Here is a 25,089-nt window from a genome sequence, read left to right as displayed (position 1 = left end):
GTTCGAGAGGTTTGCGACTCGAACAGTGTGTGCCCGCGCCCCCTCCTGCGCAGCCGATTTTTCAGGCGGCCCGCTCCTGCGGCTCCGCCTCCACCGGCACCTGCGGCCCGTTCGCCTCACGCAGCCAGCGCCGCAGCACCCGGTGCACATGCTCGGCGCCGACGAGGTGCTCCGCGTCGTCCACCGGCGCGGACAGGGCGACCGGCGACAGCAGGAACGGCCTGCCCTGCGCGCCGCCGAGCCCGCCGTGCGAGCCGATCTGCTCCTCGAAGGCGAGGACCTCGCCGTCGGCCGGGTCGTACGCGGAGTTGACCATGATGTCGGCGGTGTTCGGGAAGGAGTGCGTGCGGCGTACGGCGTCGGCGGCGCCCGGCCCGAAGACCTCCAGCGGGCCCGGATCGTCGTCCAGTCGGTGCAGGGGGATCTCCGCGCCGTACGCACCGAGCACGACCCCGCCGTGCCGCTCGCTGCGCACCAGCAGGAAGCCGACGCCGGGGTGGTTGGCGAGAGTGGTGAGCAGCGCCGGGTGGCGGGCGTCGATCTCTTCCTTGGTCATCCGGTGCGGCACGTCCGGGAAGGAGACCAGGCCGAGGTTGCCGGAGGCCAGCACGATCGGCTCGGAGCTGCGGCGCGAGGGGCGGTGCTGTTCGCCGCCCTCCTCGACGGGGCGGCGCAGCGCGGCGCGCACGGCCGCGCGGGCCTCGGCGCCGCTGTGGGTGCGCCGGGCCCTGCGCGGCACGGGCAGCCCGCAGCCGGCCCGCACCAGATCGCCGAGGCCGAGGCCGTAGCGGGCACGGAAGGTCTCGCCGGGGCTCTGACCGTGGTCCGACAGCAGGACGATCCGGTACGGCCGCGGCGCGTGCTCGGCGGCCTTCTCGATCAACGCCAGCGCCCGGTCGAGGCGTTCGAGGACCTTCTCGGCGTCCCGGCCGAACGGCCCGGAGTGGTGCGCGACCTCGTCGTACGCCACGAGGTCGGCGTAGACGGCGGTGCGGCCGGCGAACATGTCGCCCATGACCGCGGCGACGACGACGTCCCGTTCCACGACGGTCGCAAAAGCCCGCACGAAGGGGTAGAGACCGCCGCGGGAGACCCTCGGCCGGGCCTTGCGGACGCGGGTCCGGGTGGACTGGCCGATCTCGCGGCCGACCTCGGCGATGAACGACAGGGCGGTGCGTACGGCGTTGGCCGGGTCGGAGAAGTAGGCGAAGTAGCCCGCGCGCGAGCGGTTGCGGCGGTCGCGCCGCTTCGTGGCGATGGACAGCACCAGGGCCTGCTCGTCGGCGCCGCCGCTGAAGAGGTTGCCGCGGCTGGCGCCGTCGGCCCTGAGCAGTCCGCCGTCGCCGGTGCGGTCGATGGCGCGGCGCTGGAGTTCGGCGGCGCTGGTGGGGCGGTTGCAGACCATCACCTCGCGGCCGGCCTTCTCGTACCAGCGGAAGGCGGGGACGTCGTGGTTGCTGCCGTGCAGGATGCCGAGCTGGCTGGCGCCGGTCTGGCTGGACCAGTCGGTGCGCCAGGGGGTGAGCCGGTGGGTGGGGCGCTCACCCGCACCGGCTCCCTCCCCGAGCCAGCGGGCGACGGTGGGCATCAGGCCCTTGCCGACGGCGGCGAGCAGCAGGTCGTGGCCGACGCCGTCGAGCTGCATGAAGACCGTGCCGGGGCTGGAGGGGCCGGGTGGCAGGGCCCGGCGCCGACGGTCGGCGAGGCGGTACAGGCGGCGTCGGTAGGCGTCGTCGTCACGTACGGCCAGGGCGGCGCCGGTGGCGGAGGCGACGGCGGACATCACGGCGGCCACGATGACGGCGGTCTCGGGAGCGGCCTCGCTGTCGCCGGAGGGCACCAGGCGCAGGGCGACGATGAGCAGCGAGCCGTTGAGGAAGAACACCAGCAGGCCGAGCACGAGCGCCGGCACGAGCAGCAGCAGCCGTACGAGCAGGGGCCAGACGAGCGCGGAGAGCAGACCGAAGGCACCGGCGCCTAGGGCCGCGGTGATCGCGATCCGGGTGGCGCTGTCACCGTCCGCCGACTGCAACTGGAAGTCCGGCAGGATCCCGGCGAGCACGAGCATGGTCACGGTGGAGACCGCCCACACGGCCACGCTCCGCCCGACCTGACTGGCAACCCGCCGCCAACGCCCACGCACGCCCAGCCCACCTCACGTCCGGCCCACCGCCCCGAAACGGGCCTATACGCCCCCAGCCTTACACAACGCCCGGTTCGGTAGCGCCCCTGAAAGGGGCGCGGGGAACTGCGCGACCAGCCACCACGGCGCCGCAGCCAAAAACGACCCACCCCGGCCCCTCAGCGGAGCGCCTAGCGGCCGTCGTACCCCGCCGTCGGCATCGACAGCCGCCGATGCACCCGAGCCTTCATCTGAGCGTCGTACAACGGCTCGGCCCGCCCCACCGTCTCCACCCGCACCCCGCGCCGGGCGCACTCCGCGGTGAACTCGTCGACGGACGACAGCGCGCTCTCCAGCACCCTGCGACTGGGCGCCACGAACAGATCGAGGCCGGGCCGGACGCCCTCCCACAGCACGCTGTGGTCCGACCTCAGACCCCGTACGAGAAGCTCACGCGCGACGAAGTACCCGTGCTCGGCGGCCCAGCGCGTGCACATGGCGTGCTGGCTGCGGGAGTCCACCAGGAAGGGGTCGGCGTCCAGCTCTTCGAGCGGCGTCAGACTGGCGATCGCCGTGACGCGCACTATGGATGGCCCCATGGCGTCCCCCTCACCTCCGGGTTTCGCCGCCGACCCTACTCCAGCCCGTACGCTTCGGGGAGTCGCGCGAAGGAGGCAAAGAGGTGCCGGTGGAGATCACCTGGTGGGGTCACGCCACCTGCACGGTCGAGGACTCGAACGTGCGCATCCTCACCGACCCTTTGTTCGTACGCCGGCTCGCACACCTGCGCCGCCGCCGGGGCGCGCTCCCCGCGCCCGACTCCCGGCGTGCCGACGTCGCCGTGGTCTCCCACCTCCACGCCGACCACCTGCACGTTCCCTCACTGGCCGGGCTGCCCCGGGACACCCGTCTGCTCGTGCCCCGGGGCGCGCCGGACGCGGTGCCGGGTCTGCGCCGGCTCACTCATCTGCGGGTGACCGAGATGGCGCCGGGGGACGTGACGACGGTGGGCGGCGTGGCCGTACGGGCCGTTCCGGCGCGGCACGACGGGCGGCGGCTGCCCGTCGGGCGGCACCGCTCCCCCGCCCTCGGCTACGTATTCGAGGGCCAGGCACGCACGTACTTCGCCGGGGACACCGGGCTGTTCGACGCCATGGCGGAGGAGGTCGGGCCGGTCGAGGTGGCACTGCTGCCGGTGGGCGGCTGGGGGCCGTATCTCGGAGAGGGGCACCTGGACGCCGGGCGGGCGGCCGAGGCGCTGGCCCGGCTCGGGCCGCACAGCGCGGTGCCGGTGCACTACGGCACGTACTGGCCGATCGGCATGGACGCCGTGCGCCCCCATGAATTCCATGCGCCCGGTGACGAGTTCGCGCGCCTCGCGGCGGAGCGCATGCCCGGCGTGGCGGTGCACCGGCTCGCGCACGGCGAGAGCGTGCGCCTGGAGGTGGCCCGGTGACGGTGCTGGCCGCCGCCACGACGACGGTGTCGCCGGAGTCGACACAGCAGGCGATCGGCTACCCCACCCTGTTCCTGCTGGTGCTGATCGGGGCGCTGGTGCCGGTCGTGCCGACGGGGGCACTGGTCAGTTCGGCCGCGGTGGTGGCGTTCCACCAGACGGCGCCGTTCTCTCTGGCGCTGGTGTTCGTGACGGCGTCGACGGCCGCGTTCCTCGGCGATGTGACGCTGTACTGGCTGGGGCGGCGCGGCATGGGCTCGAAGAACGGCTCGCGCTGGCTGGAGGCGATCCGCTCGCGGGCGCCGGAGGAGCGGCTCACGCAGGCGCAGCAGAAGCTCGCCGAGCACGGGGTGGCCGTACTGGTGCTGTCCCGGCTGGTGCCGGCGGGCCGGCTGCCGGTGATGCTGGCTTGTCTGCTGGCGGAGTGGACGATGCGGCGGTTCGCGCGGGGGAATCTGCCGGCGTGTCTGGCCTGGGCGGTGACGTACCAGTTGATCGGGATCCTCGGTGGGTCGCTGTTCAGTGAGCCGTGGGAGGGCGTGGTGGCGGCCGTCGCGCTGACCGTGCTGATCAGTGTGGCGCCGGGTTTGTGGCGGCGGGTTCGGCCTGCCAAGTGAGGTCTCGTTGCCGGGTGCGGGCCCGTGGGGGCTGGCCGCGCAGTTCCCAGCGCCCCTGACGGCATCCGCTGAGCGCCGGTTACTTCAGAACCCGCGATCCTCCCACCGGCAGATCCCACAGGTCCCCTCTGTCCAGGCCCGCCTTCTCCCACGCCGCACGCACGCGTGTCAGCGGTTCCAGGACCGGCTCGGCCGAGAGGACGAACGTCGCCCAGTGCATCGGGGCCATCCTGCGTGCGCCGAGGTCCTGGGCGGCGCGGACCGCCTCCTCCGGGTCGCAGTGGACGTCGCTGAGCCACCAGCGGGGGTCGTAGGCGCCGATGGGGAGCAGGGCGAGGTCGATGCCGGGGTGGCGCTCGCCGATGCGGGAGAACCAGTGGCCGTAGCCGGTGTCGCCCGCGAAGTACACGCGCTGTCCGTCGGGCGCGGTGAGCACCCAGCCGCCCCACAGGCTGCGGCAAGTGTCGACGAGGGTGCGCTTGGACCAGTGGTGGGCCGGCACGAAGTCGAAGCGGACGCCGGACAGTTCGGCCGCTTCCCACCAGTCCAGTTCGGTGACGTGGGTGAACCGCCGGCGCCGGAACCAGCCGGCGAGGCCGGCCGGCACGAACACGGGGGTGTCGCGCGGGAGTCGGCGCAAGGTGGGGGCGTCCAGGTGGTCGTAGTGGTTGTGGCTGATGACGACCGCGTCCACGCGCGGCAGGGCGCTCCACGCGACGCCGACGGGGGTGATGCGGGCCGGGGTGCCGAGGATGCGGCGCGACCAGACCGGGTCGGTGAGCACGGTCAGGCCGCCGATCTGCACGACCCAACTGGCGTGCCCGGCCCAGGAGACGGCGACCGTGCGGGCGTCCACGCGGGGCACCGGGCCCGGCTCGAAGGGCAGCCGCGGGATGTCGGCGAGGCCCTCCCGGCCCGGGCGTACGGCGCCCTCACGGGCGAAGCGGGCGAGGGTCTTGATGCCGGGCAGCGGGGCGGTGAGACGGTCGTGGAAGGTGCGGGGCCACACCCGGCGTTCACCCAGCGGGCGGGGGTTGGCGAGGGGAGGTGGCGGGGGCGCGAGGGGGGAACGGTGGCCCGTCGGATCGTCGGCTTCCGGGGTGGTCGTACTCGTGGTCGCCGTGCGCGTGGTCGTCGTGTGCGTGGTGGCCGTGTGCGTGGTGGCCGTGTGCGTGGTGGTCGTTCGCCCGTTGGTCGACTCGGACTGCTGCGTCATCGAGGAGGCTCCCATCGCTGAGCTTCGTCGCGGAGGTCGTCGAAGACCGACTTCATGTGGATCAACGCGCGTTGCACGTGTGGCAGTTCCAACGGCGAGGGTGAACCGATGCATTCCGCGCGTTCCTCGTCGGTGCCCGCCAGCAGCGCGCCGGTGGACAGGCGTACCCGCAACGCCCCGAGGTCGTCGCCGAAGCGGTGCCCGCCCGGTGCGGGCATGCCGAGCCGGGCGGCGAGGAAGTCCTCCAGGTCCTGTGCGTCGCCCACGCCGTGCGAGGCCAGCCCGGCCCGCAGGGGGCCGAGGTCGACGTACAGGTGCCGCCCTGCCTGCGGGGGCCGGGACAGGGCGCCGGCTCCCAGGGCGGCGGCGTGCACGGCGGCGGCCACGCGCGCGTGCAGACGTACGGCGGCACCGATCCGCGCGGTGACCGGCTCGGGCTCCGCGAGCGCGTACCCGGCGGCAAAAGCGACCGGGCCGGCGACGCGGGCGCCGAGCGCGGTGAGCACGTCGAGTACGCGCGCGTGCAGGCCGTTCCCTGCGTCGTGCGCGGGGAACCGGGCGATGGCGGCCGGCCAGCCCGACGGGAGGTGGGCGCCGGCCAGGTCGGTGACGACGGTGACCTGTTCGGGCAGCATCTCGGCCGGGCTGACCAGCACGGTGTCATGCGGGGTGTGCACGGTGTCGCGCCAGGTCTCGTCGCTGACCAGGTACAGGCCCTCGCCGGTGGCGGCCTCCACGGTCTCGTGCAGCACCTCGGGCGGGGCGACGGTGGCGGTCGGGTCGTCGGCGACGGACAGCACGAGCAGCCGGGGGTCTCCGCCCTCGTCACGGACCCGGCGGACGGTCTCCAACAGGGCGTACGGATCCGGGACACCGCCGCACTCGGCCGGTGTCGGCACATGGAAGACGGGCCGGCCCAGAAGGCGGGCGTACGGCGCCCACCAGGCAGCGCAGGGCCGCGGCACGAGGACGTCGCCGCCGATCGCGAAGGTCAGGCCGAGCAGCAGGGCGGGCGCGCCGGGAGCGGCCACCGCCTGCTCGGGTTCGGTCGGCAGTCCGCGCCGGCCCCAGTAACCGCACGCCGCCTCCAGCAGGGCGGTGCCGCCGCCGACCGGCTCGCTCTCGGCCCGGCCCGCGGCAGCGGCGAGCACGGCCGCGATCTCGGGCAGCACGGGCAGTCCGTCGTCGGGGAGCGGCGGCCCGTAACGGACGGGGCCGTGGCCTTCGGGATCCGTCCGGCGCATCCGTGCCTCCGCTGTGCCTGGTGCCGTTGTGGTTCTGGTTCGACGTCGTCCGATGCTCCGGGTGGGCTGGTGGTGCGAGGGGGGTGGTGCGGGGGTTTGGTGCGGGCTCTGGGCTCTGGAGCTTGGGGGTTGAGGGCTTGGGGCTCTTATGGTGCCGGAGGGGGCGTGCGGTGCCCGGTGTGTCTCCGTGCTCCGCGTACCCATCGTGGCGCAACTCCATGGTCGGCCGCCGGGGTTGTGCCGGCCACAGGGCGGCCGTACGGATCAGTCCTGCGGGGTGGTCGTCCTACGACGCAGCCGGTAGGCCGCGCCTCCGAAGGCACCCGCGATCAGGACACCGCCGGCGACCAGCGCGGGGACGGAGTCGGTGAAGGTGCCGCCGGTACCGGCCTGCACACCGTGCTGGTCGGTCGTGCCGCCGCAGTCCTCCGCTCCGGGCTCGGCCTTGCCTGCTCCGGCGTCCCACTCGGGTGTGATTCCGCTCGCGTCGGTTCCTCCGGTGCCGGTCCCGCCTGCCCCGGTCCCGCCGGTGTCCATGCCGCCGGTGTCGATCCCTTCGTCTCCGAGTCCCCCGGTGTCGGTTCCGCCGGTTCCTCCCGTCCCTCCGGTTTCGGCGCCGTCCCACCCGGGTTCGGCCTTGCCGGCCTCCGACTCGGCCGCGTCGGGCTCGGCCTTCCCTGCGTCGGTCCAGTCGGAGTGGGGGTCCTTGCAGGTGTGGCCGCCGCCAGTGCCGCCGGCGCCGGTGCCGCCCTGATGGCCGCCGCTCTCTTCGCCCTTGCCGCCGTCCGCTCCGCCCTTGCCGCCGTCGTCGCTGCCCTTGCCCCCGCCGGAGTCGCTCACACCCGACTCGCTCACACCGGAGTCACTGCCACCGGAGTCGCTGCCGACGAGGTCACTCCCACCGCCGACGCTCCCGGTACCGCCGCTCTCGCGGGCCACCGTGAACGTCGCGCTCCACTCCTTGCCCTCGCCGCCGCCCGTGGCCGGGCAGGTGCCGTCGACCGTCCAGTCGGACTCGGCTCCGGCAGCGTCGGGGTCGCCCTCGAAGTTCTCGGCCGGGGGGACCCGGGCGCTGCCGCGGTAGACGGGCCCGGCGGCCTTCGCGTCGGTGCCGGAGACCCGTTTCAGTTCGACGGTGCCCTCCTCGAAGGCCTGCGAGGCGGCCTGGAGGGTGGTGGGCGCGGACCCGTCGAGGGCGTCGCAGGTGACCGAGACGGTGACGCTGCCGCCCTGCGCGACCGTGCCCGGACTGACCTCCGCGGCCGGGTCCGCGGAGGCGGCCGAGGCGGGGGTGCCCAGGGCGACACCCGCCAGAGCGGCGACGGACAGGGCGCGGGCGGTGCGGCGCATGAGGTGAGCTCCTTCGGCCGACGACTGCGGGGGAACGGCGGTCGTGCCCCCGCAGCCATGACAGCCCGCCGGCGGCCCGGGCGCGCGCGGCCGGGCACCATTCGCGGGACACGGGAGGGCCGAGTGGGTGACACGGCCCGGCCGGCCGAGCCCCGCCCACCCCCTCTCGCCGCTCCTTCCCCCCGCTCACCCCACCCGATCAGTTCAACAACGCCGCCAGATCCCGCTCCAGCCCCCGCCCCCGCCTGCTGACGACCCCTGCCGCGACGTCCGCCAGCTTGCGGTTGGTGGCCTGGGAGATGCGGCGCAGCACCCCGAAGGCGGTGTCGGCGTCGCAGCCGAGGACGTGCATGACGATGCCGCACGCCTGGTCGACGACGGGCCGGTTGCGCAGGGCGGTGCCGAGTTGGTCGAGCTCGGTGAGCGCGGCGCGGTAGGAGCGGTCACGGACGAGGCAGCTCGCGGCGAACTCGCCGAGGGCGTGCACGGGCCCGTGCCGGGCGTCCTCCAGGGCGCCCGGACGGAAGCTGTAGAGGCTGAGCGTCACCGTCAGCCCGGACCGGCGGAACGGCAGCGTGACGCTGGAGCGCACGCCGGAGTCGAGCGCCAGGGCGCGGTACTCCGGCCAGCGCTCGTCGTGCAGCAGGTCGGCCGAGTCGACGGGTTCGCCGCGTTCCAGGGCGGCCGGAATGGGCCCGTCCCCGGAGCGGAGCTGCACGGCGACGAGTCCGGCCAGGTCGGGGTGGGTGACGGCGGCGGGCCGGTCGGCGCCCGCCTCGGCCACCGTGCTGCCGGCGCCGCAGCAGTCGGCTGTGCAGCGCACGGCCTGTTCGGCCAGGGCCGACAACCTGCGCCCGGGAAGGGCGGCTTCGGCGGACTCGTCTCCCCAGTGACCCACATGGTCGCGAGCAGGCATCGTCAACTCCTCCCTCTTCTCTGCGCGTTCCCGGTCCCGGCCGGGGAAAACGGCCGTAGAACATGCCGGAACCGGTTGGACCCCCGCCGCCCCGGAACACGTCACCGCGAGCTAGGTTCATGCCCATGGAGAAGACGGACGGATTCGGTGAAGAGCTCGCGGATTTCGTGCGCCGCGTCGCGGAACTGAAGGCGGCGCGATCCGTGACCGAAGGGGACCTGCCGACGGTCCTGGACGCGGCCATCTTCGAACTCGACCATGTCGCCGACCAGTTGTGGCCGTGGTACGAGCGGCTGTCCTCGGCCGGACCGCCCCGTTCGGCGTCCGCCGACCGTCAGGAGCAGCATCTGCTGCGGGCGGTGTTCCAGCAGTTTCCGCTCCCGGTCGCGCTGGTGGACCGGGAGGCGGTCGTACGCCGGCTGAACCTCGCGGCGACCTCCTTCACCGGCGTCCGCTCGGGCTATGCGACGGGCCGGCCGCTGTCCGGTCTCCTCGCCCACGCCGACCGGGCCGCGTTCCGCTCCCAGGCCGCCGCCGTGGCCCGCGGCGATGGCGACCGCAGCCTCACCGTGCATCTCCAGCAGGCCCCGTCGGCCCCGGTCCACGCGACCCTGACCGCCGTACGTCCGAGCGGTGAGCCGCACCCCACGGTCCTGGTGGTGATGCAGCCCGGCGCGCTCGGGGCACTTGAGCCGCCGGCCCCACCCGCACCGTCGGCGACCCGGGTCCCCGACCTGGCCGAGACCACCCGGCACGCGACCTTGATGGATCTGCTGGACGAGATGACCACGGCCCTGCTGACCGCACCGCGCGGCGACCGCGAGGCGGTGCTGCGGCGGGCGGCCCAGGTCCTCCACGGCGGCTTCGCCGACTGGGTGATCGCCGACCGGGTGGTCGCCGGCGCCACCGCCTCGGGGATGTCCCGTACGGCGGTGCTGGCGCCCTCGCCCGAGGAGGCGTCGGCGCTGGCGGCACAGGATCCGGCCGCGTCCCCCCTGGTCACCGAGACGACGCGCACCGGATCCCCGTCCCTTCTGGTACGCCCGGAGGACCCGGACGCCTTCGGCAGGGACCCGCGGGGCGCCCCCGTCCTCGTCCAGGCGAACGTCACGTCACTTGTGTGCCTCCCGCTGACGAGCGACGGCACGGTGCAGGGCACCCTGACCCTCTTCAGATGCGGAGCCCGCCGCCCGTTCTCCATGGCGGAGGCGAAGGCCCTGGACACGATGTCCCGCCACATTTCGCTGGCGGCCACCGAAGTCCCCTAGGGGCGGCCCTCAGGCCACGTCGTTGAGCACTTGTTCCCGCACCCGGTTGCAGCACCGGCTGATCAGCCGGGACACATGCATCTGCGAGATCCCCAACTGCTCCGCGATCCGGCTCTGCGTCATGCCGCCGAAGAACCGCATGTAGAGAATCGCGCGCTCCCGCTCGGGCAGCGCGGCGAGCCGCGGCTTGACGGACTCGCGGTCGACGACGGTGTCCAGCGCGGGATCCGCCGACCCGAGCACGTCGCTCAGCGAGTACCCGTCGTCGCTGCCGGGCAGTTCCGCGTCCAGCGACAGGGCGGTGAAACTCTCCAGCGCCTCCAGACCGACCCGGACGTCGGCTTCGCTGATGCCCGCGTGCTCGGCGATCTCGGCGTTGCTCGGCATGCGGCCGGAGACCGTCTGGAGGTCGTGGACGGCGAACCGTACGCGGTTGCGCAGGTCCTGTACCCGGCGCGGCACGTGCAGCGTCCACATGTGGTCGCGGAAGTGCCGCTTGATCTCGCCGGTGATGGTGGGCACGGCGTAGCTCTCGAAGGCGTTGCCGCGCTCGGGGTCGTATCGGTCGACGGCCTTGACCAGCCCGAGGGCGGCGACCTGCCGCAGGTCCTCGAAGCTCTCGCCGCGGCTGCGGAAGCGTCCGGCGAGTCGGTCGGCCATGGGCAGCCATGCCTCGACGATCCGCCCGCGGAGGGTGTCGCGCTGCGGTCCCTCGGGCAGCGCGGCCAGCCTGCGGAAGTCCTCGGCGGTGTCGGGGGCGTCGTCGTGCGGGTGGTGCTTCGCGCTCACTGGTGTGGGCATGTGCGTCGCAACTCCCTTGGTTGTGCTCTGGCTTGGACGGTCAACCGCGGGAGTGCGGGCGGGCACCGGACCGGGCACACCCGTGGCGGAACTCGCCGTTCCCACGGACGTGCCTCCTGTCCGAAGCACTGTTCGTCCGCCTGCCCTCACTCACCGTCCTCAAACGCCCCCGCCGGCTTTCCGCATGAGCCCCAAGGCCGCCGACCACGTCCTTGAGCGCCTGCGCGCACGGGGGTCACGCACGAGTTCGAGTGCGCGAGTTCTCGCCGGGGCGGAAGAAGAAGCCCCCCTCGACCGGTTCGTCCTACTACCCTGAATTCCTGCGCAGGAGGGGGCTCGGGGGACATGGGGTACGGGGCGACGGAGGCGGATCCGCAGGCGGGTCCCCGGGTGTTCATCTCGTACGCCCATGACGACGCGGCACACGTCCAGCAGGTCGAGACCTTCTACCAACTGCTGCGACGGGAAGGGGTGAACGCGCGGATCGACCTCGTCGCGGCCGAGGAACCGCAGGACTGGTCCGTGTGGATGGAAGAAGAGTGCACCGCGGCCGAGTACATCCTGGTGATCGCCTCACCCGCCTACAAAACCCGCGGAGACCGCCAGGAGGACCGCGCCGGGGTGGGCCGCGGCGTGGTGTGGGAGTCCCGGCTGCTGCGGAGCGAGATCTACGGAGACGAACGGGCCTGGGTGAAGAAGATCCTGCTGGTCGTCCTGCCCGGACGCAGCAAGGAGGAGCTTCCTAGGTTCTTCGGCGGTGTGGAGATCACTCGCTACCCGGTTCCCTCGCTGGATGTCACGGGTGCGACAAACCTTCTGCGCTATGTGCTGAAACAGCCGTACCGCGTCGAGCCCCCGCTGGGCAGGGCGCGTGTGTTCGACACTCGTCCCCCGCTCGTGCCCGCGTCCGAACACCCCCCGGCCGGTACCGTCCACCCGCCGGGCGAGCGCGCGTTACCGGACCCCGAAGTCGGCGCGGCGCACTGTCCCGAAGGGCTGGACGAGGCCGCCTGGGATCAGTTGGCCGGGCTGCTCGGCAAGGTGCGACCGGAGAGCTGGGCCGGGCAGGCGTACCAGTGGTCCTTCGGAGCCGCGGGCAGTCCGGGACAGGCCGCCGCGCCGTACACCCCCGAGGGTGACCTGTACGCATGGGCCAAGGATCTCGGCGAGCGCCGTCACACGCCGGGCACGGTGCCCAAGCCGGTCGCCTTCGCGCACGCCCTCGCGGCCGGTTACGCCGCCGGCGAGAGCCCCGCCGACCAGCAGCGCGCTTCGGCGCTGGCCACGTGGGTGGGCCGGTTCCTGGACAGCCGGGAGCTGCCGAGGCTGCCCGAGGCCCCGGGCATCAAGCGTGGCGAGGCGACACTGACCGTACGGCTGACGGAGCATCCGCAGCGGCAGGACCGGTACTACGCCGAGATATGGCTGCGCACCACGGACGGGAGGCAGCCCCGCCGCCTTCAGCCGCTCGAGGACGCGACATCGCTGGTGGTGGACCTGGACGGGGCGCGCGGCCTTCTCCAGGAGTGCATGCGCAATCTCGCCGAGGCGCTCACCGACGGGGGGCAGGGCCGCGAGACCAAGCTGGAGCGCATCGAGTTCGCCGTCCTCGACGGTCTGTTGGAGGAGACGTTCGAGCAGTGGCCGCTGCAACTGCGCAAGGTGACGCGACCGCTCGGCAAGCTCTACCAGGTCGTGGTCCGCTGCCCGGACGAGCGCTGCGAGTTCGACCTGCCGCAGCTCTGGTCCCGCCGATGGCAGTGGCTGACCGGGCACAACGGCCATGCCGAGCCGCCTACGGCGTGGGTGGCGCAGGAGGACGTCGAGTGCCTGGACGAGCGCATCGGCGAGTGGCGCAGGAACGACCACCCGGTATGCGTCGCGGTGTCGACGACGCCGGCCCAGGAGGGTGTGTACGCGGCGCTGGACGCCGGAATGCCCATCGTCGTCTGGCAGCGCGACAGCCATCGCGCCGACCCCGCCGTGCCGCCGCTGGATGCGCTCCTGGACCTGGACAGCGTGGCCGACGTGGCCGACCTGCCCGACGCCGTGGCGGAGTTGCGCAGGAGCACGGAGCTGCCCGAGGCGGCCCGGGCGAGTGTGGTCCTCCTGTGGGACGACCCGAACCACTCGCCGGCGGCGGATCCGTTGAGCGACGCGAACCTGATCGCGTGACACGACCGTCCGGCACGCCGCCGGAAGACCTACCGGAGGTGCCGTGAAGGACTGGTGGATCTACAAGGGCGACCCGGCGGTGCCGACGGACCGGCACCTCGCGCGGCTCGCCGAACACCGGCCGCCCTGGCGGGTGTTCGAGGGCGAGGTCGACCTGGACCACACGGTTCCCTCGCTCGACGACGAGCGGCACGCGGCGGACCGGGAGCGCGGAGCGGGCTACCTCGCCGACGACAACGAGATCGACCTCGTCAACACCGCCCTCCTCCTGCGGCGCCCACTGCTGGTCACGGGAGTGCCGGGGGTCGGGAAGTCGACGCTGGCGTACAGCATCGCCCAGGACCTGGGGCTCGGCCCGGTGCTGCGTTGGCCCATCACCAGCCGGGCCACCCTGCGCGACGGTCTCTACCGGTACGACGCGCTGCGGCGCCTGGAGGACGCCAACCTCGCCCGCATGCGCACGGCCCCCGAGGAGGCCGGCGGGCCGGAGCGACCGGACGAGGAAGCGGAACAACAGCAGCCGTCGGGCCAGACCGCGCCCGTTGCGGACGGCATCGGGCGATACCTGCGGCTGGGCCCCCTGGGCACCGCGTTCCTGCCCGCCGAGCGCCCTCGCGTGCTGCTCGTCGACGAGATCGACAAGTGCGACATCGATCTGCCGGGCGACCTGCTCACCGTCCTGGACGAGGGACGGTTCGACATCCCGGAGCTGGCCCGACTCGCCGAGCACCAGCAGACGGTGACCGTGGGAACCGACGATCCCGACGGGCGGGCCCGGATCACCGCGGGCCGAGTGCGGTGCCGGGCCTTCCCCGTGGTCGTACTCACCAGCAACGGCGAGCGGGAGTTCCCGCCGGCGTTCCTGCGCCGCTGCATCAGGCTGACCATCGACCGGCCGGGAGAGGAGAAGTTGCTGCGCATCATCGAGCAGCGCATCGGGCCCGACGCCGTGGCGACGGCGACCGGTCCCGATGGCCTGATCCGCACGTTCCTGCGCCGGCGCGAACGCGGTGAACTGGGCACGGACCAGCTCCTCAACGCCGTACAGCTACGCCTGGCGGGGGCGTGGACGGCGCCGGAGGAGATCGAGCAGCTTGCGCAGGCGACCCTGCAACCGCTCAGCGGGCCGGACGCGACGTGATCTCCGACCTCCTGGATCTCCTGCGGGAGGGCGGGGTCGAGGACCCCGGCCCCGAGGAACTGGCGGACATCCTCTGGCTCGCCCAGCACATCCGGGAGGGCCGGCCGCCCGGCACGGACGACGCGCCCGACGCGGCACCGCGGACGTCCACCGCGAAGACACCGGAGTCCCAGGAGGATCCGAAACCACCGCCCGAAAAGCCGCTCGACGGCACCGGCGCCGGCCGGCAGGCGACCCTGCATATCCGGGGCCCGCGCCGGCCCACGCTCCCCGGGCGGCCCGCCGCTCCCGTGCACGTCCCGGCGGAGGCCGCGCTGCCGCACGGTCTGGCGCTGACCAGGGCGTTGAAGCCGCTCACCCGCAAGGTGCCGTCCCTCACCGCGTTCGAACTGGACGAGGAGGCGACGGTCACGCGGCTCGTGGACGAGGACATCATGGTCCCCGTCCTGCGACCGGAGCCGGCCCGTCGGCTCTGCCTCACCCTGGTCGTCGACACCAGCCCCTCGATGGCCCTGTGGCACAACGAGGTCCGGGAGCTCCACCAGGGCATGGCCCGGCTCGGCGCGTTCCGCGACGTCCGCCGCTGGAACCTCTCCCCCGCCCCCGACGGCTCCGGGGTCGAGGTGCGCCCGCACCCGTCGGTGGGGCGCCCGGCCCGCCACCACCGCGAGATCCTCGACCCGACCGGGAACCAGCTCATCGTCGTCCTCAGCGACACGGTGGGCTCCATCTGGCACGACGCGACGGCGGAACATCTGCTGCTCGACTGGGCGCAGCGCTCCCACGTCAGCCTGATGCATCTGCTGCCCAGTTCCCTGTGGAGCCGCGGGGGCGCGGCACCGACGCCGGTGTCGCTGCGGGTTCCGCAGCCGGGAGCGCCGAACGCACGGTGGGGCCTGGAGCTTCCCCGCCGCCTCGTCTCACGTCGACAGCCCGCCCTGGCGGTTCCCGTGGTGGAGCTGGAGCCCGGGCCGTTGCGCGGCTGGGCCGGGATGACCGCGGGCAGCGGCCGGTGGACACCGACGGCTGCGCTGCTGCTGCCGCACGGAACACGGGGCCGGCGCGGCGAGGGCTCGCCGTCCCGCTCCGCCGTCCCGCCCGTTGCGACGAGCCCGGACGAGGCGATCGTGCGGTTCCGCAGATCGTCGTCGCCCCGGTCCTGGAGGCTGGCCGGACTGCTGTCCGCGCTGTCCACGGTCACTCTTCCGGTGGCCCGGGTGGTGCAGCAGGCCATGCTGCCCGGCTCGTCCCGGAGCGAACTGGCCGAGGTCTTCCTCGGCGGAATGCTGCACCGGGCCGAGGAGAGCGCCGGCGCCGCCGAACACGGCGAGCCGCGCTTCGAGTTCACGCCCGATGTGCGCGACGCGCTCCTCAACGCTCAGTACCACAGTGATGTGAGCAGGGTTCTGGAGCTGCTGCGCGACGAGGTGTCGGCCTATCTGGAACCCAGGATCGGGCATCCGCGCGCTTTCGACGCGGCCCTCACGGGTGTGGACCGCGAGCGGGCGACCGTGTCGGCGGCCGGGGAGGCGTTCGCCGCTCCCTCTGCGGCAGGGGTGACCCGGCTCGGGCACGCTCTTGCGCCCGCCGGGGACGAGGGGCAGGGCACGCGGGAGGGAAGCTCCCTGCCGCGCGTCCTGATCAGCTACGTGGGCAGGGACCGCGCGTGGGCCGAGTGGGCCGCCTGGCATGTGCTGGACGCGGGCTACGAGGCCGTGCTGGACGAGTGGGGGCCCGAGCCCGGTCACGACCTGGTCGGCCGGCTCCGGCACGAGCTGGAGCGGCCCGGTACCCGGGTGCTCGCCCTGTTCTCACGGCACTACCCCGGCCCGGAGCGGCCCCTGTTTCCGAAGGGCCTGGACTATCTGACCCTGGTCGGCGACGTCGTCCCGGTCAGCCTCGACGAGACCTCGTACCCTCCGCTCGGCCGGCCGCTGCCGACCCTGACCGGGCTGGGTGAGCCGGAGGCACGGGAGACGCTGCTCCGGGCGGTGCGAAGCCCGTTCGGCGGCCGGGTGGAATTCCTCGCCGCGGGCCGGCCGGGCCGGCTGCGGCGGGCAGGGGACGGCGGGCCCAGGATGCCCGGCACACCGCCGAGGGTGTCGAACCTGCCCGCGCGTGACTCCGGGTTCACCGGCCGGGAGAGCGAGCTCGCGGACATCCGGGTGCGGCTGGCCCATGAGGGACGCGTCGCCGTCATCGCCCAGCACGAACACGGCGGGGGCGGCAGGAGCCGGCTCGCCGTCGAGTACGCGCACCGCTTCAGCGGTGAGTACGACGTGGTCTGGTGGGTGACGGCCGACAGGCTCACGCGGATCCCCGAGCAACTGGGGGATCTGGCGCGGGCCATGCACGTCGCCCGGGCGGGCACCTCACCCGGAGTCGTCCTGCCGGCGCTGGCCGCCGCGCTGCGTTCCCGGCCCCGTTGGCTCCTCGTGTTCGACAACGCGGACGACCCTGCCGTGGTGACCCACATTCCCGACGGGCCCGGGCACGTCCTGGTCACCTCCCGCGATCCGAACCTGCGGCTGAACATCCCGGCCGTGTCCCTCGACGTGCTGTCCGTCAAGGCGTCCGTGGCTTTGCTGCGCAGCCGCCGCCCGCAACTGTCCGGCAGGGACGCCGAGCGGCTGGCGGAGTCCTTGGGCCATCTCCCGCTGGCACTGGAGATGGCAGGCGCCCTGCTCTCCACCATGAGCGTGGAGGTGTTTCTGCGCGGCCTGTCACGCGAGGTCGCGGGACAGCCCGGCTGGACACCGCCCGTGGTCGCCGTGATCCGGCAGAGCGCCCTGCGTCTGCGCCGGCGCGACCCCGCGGCGGCCGACCTGCTCGACGCCTGTGCGCTGTTACCGGCCACCGACCCCTTCCCCCTGCACGCCTGCGTCCCCGCGGGGAAGGACACCTCCCGTCTGGGGCGGGCGCTGGCAGACCTCAGGGCCCGGCAGCGGCTGCTGAAGGAGGTGAGCGAGATCGGGCTGGCCCGCGTGTCCGACGGCACCCTCCAACTGCACCAGCTCACCAAGGCCGTACTGCGCGGGGATCTCTCGGCCGAGGAGCGCCGGCGGGCCGCCGACGACGCCGGCCGGCTGCTCACCTCGGCGTTCCCCAGCGGCGTGCCCGACCCCGCGAACAGATCGCACTGGCCCGCCCTGCTGGCCCATCTGCTGGCCATCGCCCCACGGGATCTCACGACATCGGCCGCCCGGCACGCTGCGGGTGAGGCCTGCCGCTATCTCTACGACCGGGACGAGACCGAGATCGTCCTGCGCCGGCTGCGGGAGCTCCACGAAGGGTGGGCGGCTTCGCTCGGGCCCGATCATCCGGACACCCTGCGGGTCGCGTCCCATCTCAGCGTGGTCCTGGCCGAGGCGGGGCGTCTGGAGGAGTCACGGGTCGTGGCGCAGGACACGTATGAACGACGCCGCCGCACGCACGGTCCCGATCACCCGCACACCCTCGGCGCGGCCTCCCACCTCGCAAACCGCCTGGCGCGGCTGGGCCGGTCCGAGGCGGCGCTGGGGCTGACCGAGGACATCTACGAGCGACGCCGCCGGATCCTGGGCGCCGATCACCCGGACACCCTGCGCACGGCGTCCGTCCTCGCCGACCGTCTGTTCGAGAACCTGCGGCCGGGTGAGGCGCAGGGCATGGCCGAGGAGACGTACGGGCGTCAGCAGCGGGTCCTCGGTGCCGACCACCCCGACACCCGGCGTACCGAGTCCGTCCTCGCCGACCTGCGGCAGCGCGCGCCGGACGACGCTCAGCCCGAGGCGTGACGGCCCACGGTGGGGGCCGGCGGTGCGATCGGTTCGAGCGGCTCCGGCTCGCGCGGCAGCACGAAATCCTCGTACCGCCCGAGCGCCAGCATCACACCGAGCATCAGTAGCGGGAGAAGCACGGCGAGCAGTGCCATGGCCTGATCCTTCCCCAGATCATCCGTGATGGGGGGTGCCACTGCGAGTCCCCTTGTTTCCGGGGTGCAAACCCCGTGTCGACCCCCTCTCATCGGGTACGCGGACCGCAGCCCCAAAGGTCTGGAGAAAGTCATGCAGCGAGGCAGTGACCGGCTGAGCGTTCACCGCGACGAGGAGATGAAGCACGAGCTCCAAGGGCTGCTGCGGTCCGGGCACCCCACCCGGACCGAGGAGTGGCACGATCCGGAGCCGTCCGCCGAGGACGATCTGCAGGTCGCGGGTGGTCCGGTGGCCCCGGGGACGTCGGCGGCGTCGCTGGCGACGGTCCGGCTGGAGCTGGCGCGGTTCCTCGGCCGCAGCGCGTTCCCGGCGGCCCCCCGCGAGCTGATCCGTGAGCTGCGCCGGGGGTACGCGCCCGACGCCCTGGTCGAGTCGTTGGAGCAACTGTCGCGAACGTCGCGCTATGCAAACGTCCAGGAGCTGGCCGAGGCCGTGACCGGGAGTGGGCGGCGGCCGGCCGCCCGGCGGAGGAACCCGTAACGGCCCGACCGATGGCACCGGGTGCCGCTCGTCCCCGTGACCCGCCGGCCGAACGGTCGCACGCGGCACCCGGTACCGAACGCACAGCAGACAGGAAGGCGCCCGTCACCGGGCCGCGGAAGGACGTTGAGACATCATGCGTATCGCATTTCTGACCGCCCCCGAGGGCGTCGAGCAGATCGAGCTCACCGGTCCGTGGCGGGCGGCGGTGGACGCCGGGCACGAGCCGGTGCTCGTGTCGACGAAACCGGGCGCGATCCAAGCGTTCCACCACCTCGACAAGGCGGAGAAGTTCCCCGTGCAGGAGGTCGTGGGCGAGACGTCGGCGGGCTCCTTCGGCGCGCTGGTGCTGCCGGGCGGGGTCGCCAACCCGGACTATCTGCGGATGAACCGCAAGGCCGTCGCCTTCGTGCGGGACTTCTTCGACCGAGGACTGCCGGTCGCGGCGATCTGCCATGCGGCGTGGACGCTGGTGGAGGCGGACGTCGTGCGGGGGCGGGTGCTGACCTCGTGGCCGAGCCTGCGGACCGATATCCGCAACGCGGGCGGCACCTGGGTCGACGAGCAGGTGCACACCTGCGACCACGGCCCGAACCTGCTGGTCACCAGCCGTAAACCGGACGACCTGAAGGCGTTCTGCGACACCTTCCTCGAAGTGCTCGCAAGGGAGTCGACAGCGGCCGTCTGAGGGCCGTGTGAGGGGAGGCCGCGGGCGGGGACAGCGGGACTGGCGCACCCCGCCCCTGCGGCTCACCCCGGCGGAGCCGCCGGGGCCGGGCTGCCCGGTGTGCGGTCGCGGGCGCCCTCGCGGGTGCGGCCCGCGGCCACCGTACGGCGTGGGTTGCGGCGCAGGTACTCGCCCTCAAGCTGCGCCATCCGTTCGTTGTGGGCCCGAAGCGCGTCGTTCGAGCCGTACAGCAGCGTGTCGTGGCGCGTCCGGTGGATGTTCTCCAGCTCTTTCATGAGCTGCTGGTCGTCCAGCCGGCTGGGGTCGACTCCGGTCATGGTGTGCCCCGCTCGTCGTGTTCACTCATGCGGTCCGGGTACCCGCCCGTGGCCCGTACAGAGCATGGGCGGCGTACGGCAGGCGCCGTGGATCTCGCCCACCGCATCCACTGTACGAACACTTCGGGTCCCGGGCCTCCGTGCGCGCCGCCCCGTCACGTCACCGCGCCCGCTCCACCCTGCGCTCGTCCCACACCGGCTCCGCGCTCTCGCGTACCCGCCCGTCGCTGCCGAAGACCAGGTAGCGGTCGAATGAGCGGGCGAACCAGCGGTCGTGGGTGACCGCCAGTACCGTGCCCTCGAAGGCCTCGAGGCCCTCTTGGAGGGCCTCGGCGGACTCCAGGTCGAGGTTGTCGGTGGGCTCGTCCAGGAGGAGGGCGGTGACGCCCTCCAGCTCCAGCAGGAGGATCTGGAAGCGGGCCTGCTGGCCGCCGGAGAGCCGGTCGAACGTCTGCTCGGCCTGCTGGGTGAGCTCGTACCGGCGCAGCCGGGACATCGCGGCGCCCCGGTCCTGGGCGTGCTCCTTCCACAGGATGTCCAGGAGGGTGCGGCCGAGCAGCTCGGGGTGCGCGTGGGTCTGGGCGAAGTGCCCGGGCAGGACGCGCGCGCCGAGCTTCCACTGCCCGGTGTGCGCCACGTCGTCGCCGGCCAGCAGGCGCAGGAAGTGGGACTTGCCGGAGCCGTTGGAGCCGAGGACGGCGACGCGCTCGCCGTAGAAGACCTCCAGGGAGAACGGCTTCATCAGGCCCGTGAGTTCGAGGTTCTCGCAGGTGACGGCCCGCACGCCGGTCCGGCCGCCCTTCAGCCGCATCCGGATGTCCTGCTCGCGCGGCGGCTCCGGCGGCGGGCCCGCCTCCTCGAACTTGCGCAGCCGGGTCTGGGCCGCCCGGTAGCGGGAGGCCATGTCGGGGCTGTTCTCGGCTGCCTGACGGAGTGTGAGCACGAGCTTCTTGAGCTGTGCGTGCTTCTCGTCCCAGCGTTTGCGCAGCTCCTCGAAGCGGGCGAACCTGGCGCGCCGGGCCTCGTGATAGGTGCCGAAGCCACCGCCGTGCACCCAGGCGTCCGCCCCGGCCGGCGAGGGCTCCACCGACACGATCTTCTCGGCCGCGCGGGAGAGGAGCTCACGGTCGTGGGAGACGAAGAGGACCGTCTTGCGGGTCTCCTTAAGGCGCTCCTCCAGCCACCGCTTGCCGGGCACGTCGAGGTAGTTGTCGGGCTCGTCGAGCAGCAGCACCTCGTCGGTGCCGCGCAGCAGCGCCTCCAGCACCAGCCGCTTCTGCTCACCGCCGGACAGCGTGCGCACCTGCCGCCACTGCGCCTTTTCGTACGGCACGCCGAGCGCGGCCGTGGTGCACATGTCCCACAGCGTCTCGGCCTCGTACCCGCGCACTTCGGCCCAGTCGGCGAGCGCCTGCGCGTACTTCAACTGGGCGGCCTCGTCGTCGACGGTCATGATGCCGTGCTCGGCGGTGTCGACGGCCTGCGCGGCCGCGCGGATACGGGGCGGCGCGACCGACACCAGCAGGTCGCGTACGGTCGTCTCGTCCCGTACGGACCCCACGAACTGGCGCATCACGCCGAGGCCGCCACTGACGGTGACGGTGCCGCCGTGCGGTTTCAGCTCCCCGGAGATCAGCCGCAGCAGGGTCGTCTTGCCGGCGCCGTTGGGCCCGACCAGCGCCATGGCGGCGCCTTCGCCCACGCGGAAGGACACGTCGCCGAGCAACGCCCTCCCGTCGGGGAGGTAGTACTCGAGGTGCGCGGCTTCCAGGTGTCCCATGGTCCCGCATTGTGCGGGCCGCCTCGGAGCCCGGGCAAACCGTTATCCCCAGACAGGGCGGCGGGGCGGGCCCGCGGGGCCCGAGGCCGCTAGGGCAGGTCCTCCTCCACTGCCTGCCCGGCCGGTCCGCTCTCGCCCGTCGGGGCCACGACCGCCCCGGCCCACGACACCGCCTTCCAGCCGTCCGCGGGCGACCCTTCCAGGACCACCACACCGGTGTTGTCGAGCGGGTGCGCGGCCGCGAAGGCGACGTCGACGTTGGCCGCCCGGGCCGCCGTCCACATGCGGATCGCGGCGCCATGGCTGACCAGGGCCACCGTCCCGGCCCCGCTGCCGGCGGCCTCCGCGACCACCGCGTCGTAGCGCGCCAGTGCCTCCGCACCGCTCTCGCCGCCCGGCATGCGCAGCTCCGTGTCGCCCGCGGCCCAGGCGAACACGGTCCTCATGTAGACGTGCCCGGCCTCCGTGTCGCCAGGCAGCATCTCCAGGTCACCCGCGAACACCTCGCGAATGCCGGACCGGACGATCACGTCCAGGCCGAGCGCGGCGGCCAGCGGCGCGGCGGTGAGCTGAGTGCGGACGAGGGTGGAGGCGTAGATCGCCGCGATGTCCTCGCCGCCCAGCGCGGCGGGCAGCGCCGCGGCCTGTCGTTCGCCGAGCTCGGTCAGGCCCGGCCCGGGGACGGCCGTGTCCAGGAGGTAGTCCACATTGGTCGGGGTCTGGCCGTGGCGGACGAGGAGCAGGCGCATCTACGGGTTCCTCCGTGTGTCGGTCACGGCCGGCCGGACAGCAACCGGCCGCTTCAGGGTACCCAGCCCTGTATGAGCCCAGACGTCGACCTCACCGTCCTCAAGCCCGGCCGGCACGCCCTGCGCGACCGGTTCCTCGCCCTCGACTCGCGGCTGTTCGAGTTCGCCGCCGAGCAGCACTGGCCGTACGCCGAGCGGATCCTGCCGCGGCTGAGCCGGAGCGCGAACCACGGCCTGCTGTGGTTCGCGACGGGTGCCGTCATCGCCGCCAGCCGCACGCCCCGCGCCCGCCGGGCCGCGGTGCGGGGCCTCGCCTCGCTGAGCCTCGCCTCGCTGACCATCAACACCGTCGGCAAACGGTCGGTGCGCCGGCCCCGCCCCACGCTGGACCCCGTACCGCTGGTCCGGCAGCTCAAGCGGCAGCCGATCACCACCTCGTTCCCGTCCGGGCATGCCGCGTCGGCGGCCGCTTTCGCCACCGGTGTCGCCCTGGAGTCGCCCACGTGGGGCCTGGTGGTGGCCCCGATCGCCTGGTCGGTCGCGCTGTCGCGGGTGTACACCGGCGTGCACTTCCCGAGCGACGTGCTGGCGGGTGCGGCGCTGGGCGCGGGCGCCGCGTTCGCCGTACGGGGCATGGTGCCCACGCGTGCCCGGCAGGTCCCGTCGGCCCGGCCGCGTACGGACGTGCCGGCGCTGACGGAGGGGGACGGCCTGATCGTGGTGTCCAACAAGGCCGCGGGCAGCTCCGACCGGGTGCACGCCCTGCTGGACCTGCTGCCGCGCGCCGAGCTCGTCGAGTGCGAACCGGCGGACATCGGGACCGAGTTGCGCAAGGCTGCGGCCCGCGCCCAGGTCCTCGGGGTGTGCGGCGGCGACGGCACGGTGAACGCCGCGGCCGAGGTCGCGCTGCTGCACGGTCTGCCGCTGGCCGTGCTGCCCGGCGGCACGCTGAACCACTTCGCCCTCGACCTGGGCGTGGAGGACGAACGCGACCTCGGCCGGGCCGTCCAGCGCGGCGAGGCCGTGCGCGTGGACGTGGGCCGCTTCCGGTCCGGCAAACAGCAGGGGCTGTTCCTCAACACGTGCAGTCTCGGCGTGTATCCGGAGCTGGTGCGCGAGCGCGACCGCTTCTCACCGCGGATCGGTGCCTGGCCGGCCGGGGTGCTGGCGGCGCTGCGCGTCCTGAGCCGGGACCGTCATCCGCTTCAGGCCGAAGTCGCGGGCCGCGCGCACCCGTTGTGGCTGCTGTTCGCCGGGAACGGCACCTACCACCGGCTGGGCCTGGCCCCCGCGCGGCGACTCGATCTCGCGGACGGGGTGCTCGACGTACGGGTCGTGCACGGCGGCCGGCGCCCCGCGCTGCGCCTGCTCGCGGCCGCCGTCGCGGGCCCGCTGACCCGCTCCCCCGCCCACGCCGCGGTCCAGGTCGCCCGGCTACGGCTGACGGGTGTCACACCGGGGGCGCTGCTCGCCTACGACGGTGAAGTCACCGAGGTGGGGGGCGAGGTGACGCTGGAGAAGCTGCCGGAGGCACTGACGGTCTACCGACCGCTGGCCGGCTCCTGATCCGGTTCCGGCACCCCGACATCCATGATCCCTGACGATCTGTCAGTCCATATCGCAAAACACTAGTCTCAGTATTCGACATGCGGGCGTACGGTGTCGAGTACCGCCCGGCGGGGCCGCGCGCCTCGTGAGCCGGTACGACGAGACGAGGGGATCAGGCATGTCGAAGGCACAGCCGGACACGCACTCCAAGGCGCGGGAGACCGCCGTCTACACGCACGGGCACCACGAGTCCGTGCTGCGTTCGCACACCTGGCGCACCGCGGGCAACTCGGCGGCCTACCTGCTCGACTCGCTGAAGCCGCACATGCGCGTCCTGGACGTCGGCTGCGGTCCCGGCACGATCACCGCGGACCTGGCGGCCCTGGTCCCGGACGGGCACGTCACGGGCGTCGACCGGGCGCCCGGGATCCTGGAGCAGGCCCGGGCCACGGCCGTCGGACGCGGAGTGTCGAACGTCGACTTCGCGGTGGGGGACGTCCACGCCCTGGACTTCCCGGACGAGACGTTCTGCGTGGTCCACGCCCACCAGGTGTTGCAGCACGTCGGCGATCCGGTGGGCGCGCTGCGCGAGATGGCGCGGGTCACGAAGCCGGGCGGCTTCATCGCGGTCCGCGACTCGGACTACGCGGCCATGGCCTGGTATCCGGCGTCCAGGGGCATGGACGACTGGCTGGACCTGTACCGCCGGGTCGCCCGCGCCAACGGCGGCGAGCCGGACGCCGGACGCCGGCTGAAGTCCTGGGCGCTGCGGGCGGGACTCACCGACGTCACGGCGACGTCGAGCACCTGGACCTTCTCGACCGAGGAGGAGCGGGCCTGGTGGAGCGGGCTGTGGGCGGATCGGACGCTGGCCTCGGCGTATGCCGAGCGGGCCACGGAGGGCGGGCACGCGTCCGCGGAGCAGTTGCGGGCCGTGTCGGAGGCCTGGCGGGAGTGGGGGCGCAGCGGCGACGGCTGGTTCAGCGTCCTGCACGGGGAGATTCTGTGCCGTAAAGAAGCCTGAATCGCGAATTACGGGAAACCCGTCGCACAGGAGGTTGGACTATGATTCCTATTCTGCTCGTGCTGCTGCTGGCCCTGATTCTCTTCGGTGCCGGGTTCGCTTTGAAGGCCCTTTGGTGGATTGCGGTCGTCGTTCTCATCGTGTGGCTTCTGGGATTCGTGATGCGTGGCACTACCACGGCGGGCGGCAGGGGACGGTGGTATCGGTGGTGAGTTAGTTCCCC

General features: G+C 73.2%; 21 protein-coding genes and 1 pseudogene. 11 read left to right on the top strand and 11 right to left on the bottom strand.

Annotation, left to right across the window (positions count from 1 at the left end; all coding sequences use genetic code 11):
* Positions 1-61: 61 nt before the first annotated feature.
* Positions 62-2,092: a phage holin family protein gene (locus tag ACZ69Q_RS03515; RefSeq protein WP_471040022.1), complete on the bottom strand. Its 2,031-nt coding sequence runs from the start codon at positions 2,090-2,092 to the stop codon at positions 62-64.
* A 221-nt stretch (positions 2,093-2,313) separates the two neighbouring features.
* Positions 2,314-2,721, bottom strand: a complete 408-nt coding sequence (locus ACZ69Q_RS03510) for a hypothetical protein (protein WP_471035663.1) — start codon at positions 2,719-2,721, stop codon at positions 2,314-2,316.
* An 83-nt stretch (positions 2,722-2,804) separates the two neighbouring features.
* Here ACZ69Q_RS03510 and ACZ69Q_RS03505 point away from each other — a divergent pair, with 83 nt between their 5' ends.
* Complete coding sequence (locus ACZ69Q_RS03505; RefSeq protein ID WP_471035659.1) at positions 2,805-3,578, top strand: MBL fold metallo-hydrolase; 774 nt, start codon at positions 2,805-2,807, stop codon at positions 3,576-3,578.
* Positions 3,575-4,195, top strand: a complete 621-nt coding sequence (locus tag ACZ69Q_RS03500; RefSeq protein ID WP_471035655.1) for a DedA family protein — start codon at positions 3,575-3,577, stop codon at positions 4,193-4,195. The genes ACZ69Q_RS03505 and ACZ69Q_RS03500 overlap by 4 nt, the downstream gene beginning before the upstream one ends.
* 79 nt (positions 4,196-4,274) lie before the next feature.
* Here the strand turns inward: ACZ69Q_RS03500 and ACZ69Q_RS03495 are convergent, their stop codons facing one another.
* The 4 genes from ACZ69Q_RS03495 to ACZ69Q_RS03480 form a co-directional block, all read right to left on the bottom strand.
* Positions 4,275-5,411: an MBL fold metallo-hydrolase gene (locus ACZ69Q_RS03495; RefSeq protein WP_471035651.1), complete on the bottom strand. Its 1,137-nt coding sequence runs from the start codon at positions 5,409-5,411 to the stop codon at positions 4,275-4,277.
* Positions 5,408-6,655: an aminotransferase class I/II-fold pyridoxal phosphate-dependent enzyme gene (locus ACZ69Q_RS03490; protein ID WP_471035646.1), complete on the bottom strand. Its 1,248-nt coding sequence runs from the start codon at positions 6,653-6,655 to the stop codon at positions 5,408-5,410. Before ACZ69Q_RS03490 ends, ACZ69Q_RS03495 begins: the two co-directional genes overlap by 4 nt.
* Positions 6,656-6,919: 264 nt before the next feature.
* Positions 6,920-8,005: a hypothetical protein gene (locus tag ACZ69Q_RS03485; protein WP_471035641.1), complete on the bottom strand. Its 1,086-nt coding sequence runs from the start codon at positions 8,003-8,005 to the stop codon at positions 6,920-6,922.
* A 199-nt stretch (positions 8,006-8,204) separates the two neighbouring features.
* Positions 8,205-8,921 carry an ANTAR domain-containing response regulator gene (locus tag ACZ69Q_RS03480; RefSeq protein ID WP_471035639.1) on the bottom strand — a complete coding sequence of 239 codons (717 nt, stop codon included), beginning with the start codon at positions 8,919-8,921 and terminating at the stop codon, positions 8,205-8,207.
* A gap of 125 nt (positions 8,922-9,046) precedes the next feature.
* Here ACZ69Q_RS03480 and ACZ69Q_RS03475 point away from each other — a divergent pair, with 125 nt between their 5' ends.
* Positions 9,047-10,189 (top strand): GAF domain-containing protein, encoded by a 1,143-nt coding sequence (locus tag ACZ69Q_RS03475; RefSeq protein ID WP_471035635.1) that lies wholly within the window; start codon positions 9,047-9,049, stop codon positions 10,187-10,189.
* Between the two features lie 9 nt (positions 10,190-10,198).
* Here ACZ69Q_RS03475 and ACZ69Q_RS03470 read toward each other — a convergent pair whose 3' ends face one another.
* Positions 10,199-10,990: an RNA polymerase sigma factor SigF gene (locus tag ACZ69Q_RS03470; protein WP_471035632.1), complete on the bottom strand. Its 792-nt coding sequence runs from the start codon at positions 10,988-10,990 to the stop codon at positions 10,199-10,201.
* A 345-nt stretch (positions 10,991-11,335) separates the two neighbouring features.
* On the opposite strand from ACZ69Q_RS03470, the gene ACZ69Q_RS03465 reads away from it, so the two are divergent.
* The 3 genes from ACZ69Q_RS03465 to fxsT are packed head-to-tail and all read left to right on the top strand — an operon-like array spanning position 11,336 to position 18,082.
* Complete coding sequence (locus ACZ69Q_RS03465; protein WP_471035628.1) at positions 11,336-13,165, top strand: VMAP-C domain-containing protein; 1,830 nt, start codon at positions 11,336-11,338, stop codon at positions 13,163-13,165.
* 43 nt (positions 13,166-13,208) lie between these two features.
* Positions 13,209-14,306 (top strand): AAA family ATPase, encoded by a 1,098-nt coding sequence (locus ACZ69Q_RS03460; protein ID WP_471035620.1) that lies wholly within the window; start codon positions 13,209-13,211, stop codon positions 14,304-14,306.
* Positions 14,303-18,082 carry an FxSxx-COOH system tetratricopeptide repeat protein gene (gene fxsT, locus ACZ69Q_RS03455; protein ID WP_471035617.1) on the top strand — a complete coding sequence of 1,260 codons (3,780 nt, stop codon included), beginning with the start codon at positions 14,303-14,305 and terminating at the stop codon, positions 18,080-18,082. Before ACZ69Q_RS03460 ends, fxsT begins: the two co-directional genes overlap by 4 nt.
* Here fxsT and ACZ69Q_RS03450 read toward each other — a convergent pair.
* Positions 18,067-18,219, bottom strand: coding sequence for a hypothetical protein (locus tag ACZ69Q_RS03450; RefSeq protein WP_471035612.1), 153 nt, complete (start codon positions 18,217-18,219; stop codon positions 18,067-18,069). The genes fxsT and ACZ69Q_RS03450 overlap by 16 nt on opposite strands.
* A 133-nt stretch (positions 18,220-18,352) precedes the next feature.
* Between ACZ69Q_RS03450 and ACZ69Q_RS03445 the strand changes: the two genes are divergently transcribed.
* Complete coding sequence (locus ACZ69Q_RS03445) at positions 18,353-18,760, top strand: DUF2795 domain-containing protein (protein WP_471035609.1); 408 nt, start codon at positions 18,353-18,355, stop codon at positions 18,758-18,760.
* A 136-nt stretch (positions 18,761-18,896) separates the two neighbouring features.
* A complete protein-coding gene (locus ACZ69Q_RS03440; protein ID WP_471035605.1) occupies positions 18,897-19,448 on the top strand; it encodes a type 1 glutamine amidotransferase domain-containing protein in 552 nt (183 codons plus the stop codon).
* Between the two features lie 62 nt (positions 19,449-19,510).
* Here ACZ69Q_RS03440 and ACZ69Q_RS03435 read toward each other — a convergent pair.
* From ACZ69Q_RS03435 to ACZ69Q_RS03425, 3 genes and pseudogenes are all read right to left on the bottom strand, one after another.
* A pseudogene (locus ACZ69Q_RS03435) lies at positions 19,511-19,794 on the bottom strand (DUF6158 family protein).
* A 131-nt stretch (positions 19,795-19,925) separates the two neighbouring features.
* Positions 19,926-21,545: an ABC-F family ATP-binding cassette domain-containing protein gene (locus ACZ69Q_RS03430; RefSeq protein ID WP_471035601.1), complete on the bottom strand. Its 1,620-nt coding sequence runs from the start codon at positions 21,543-21,545 to the stop codon at positions 19,926-19,928.
* Positions 21,546-21,634: 89 nt separating this feature from the next.
* Positions 21,635-22,294 carry a histidine phosphatase family protein gene (locus ACZ69Q_RS03425; protein WP_471035597.1) on the bottom strand — a complete coding sequence of 220 codons (660 nt, stop codon included), beginning with the start codon at positions 22,292-22,294 and terminating at the stop codon, positions 21,635-21,637.
* A 72-nt stretch (positions 22,295-22,366) separates the two neighbouring features.
* Here ACZ69Q_RS03425 and ACZ69Q_RS03420 point away from each other — a divergent pair, with 72 nt between their 5' ends.
* From ACZ69Q_RS03420 to ACZ69Q_RS03410, 3 genes are all read left to right on the top strand, one after another.
* A complete protein-coding gene (locus ACZ69Q_RS03420) occupies positions 22,367-23,860 on the top strand; it encodes a phosphatase PAP2 family protein (protein WP_471035594.1) in 1,494 nt (497 codons plus the stop codon).
* A gap of 160 nt (positions 23,861-24,020) precedes the next feature.
* Positions 24,021-24,866: a methyltransferase domain-containing protein gene (locus ACZ69Q_RS03415; protein ID WP_471035591.1), complete on the top strand. Its 846-nt coding sequence runs from the start codon at positions 24,021-24,023 to the stop codon at positions 24,864-24,866.
* Between the two features lie 41 nt (positions 24,867-24,907).
* On the top strand, positions 24,908-25,078 hold the full coding sequence (locus ACZ69Q_RS03410; RefSeq protein WP_147995903.1) for a hydrophobic protein: 171 nt from the start codon (positions 24,908-24,910) through the stop codon (positions 25,076-25,078).
* Positions 25,079-25,089 lie beyond the last annotated feature (11 nt).

This window comes from Streptomyces sp. NPDC036764 (assembly GCF_055609385.1).
This window is presented reverse-complemented; position numbering and strand designations above follow the sequence as displayed.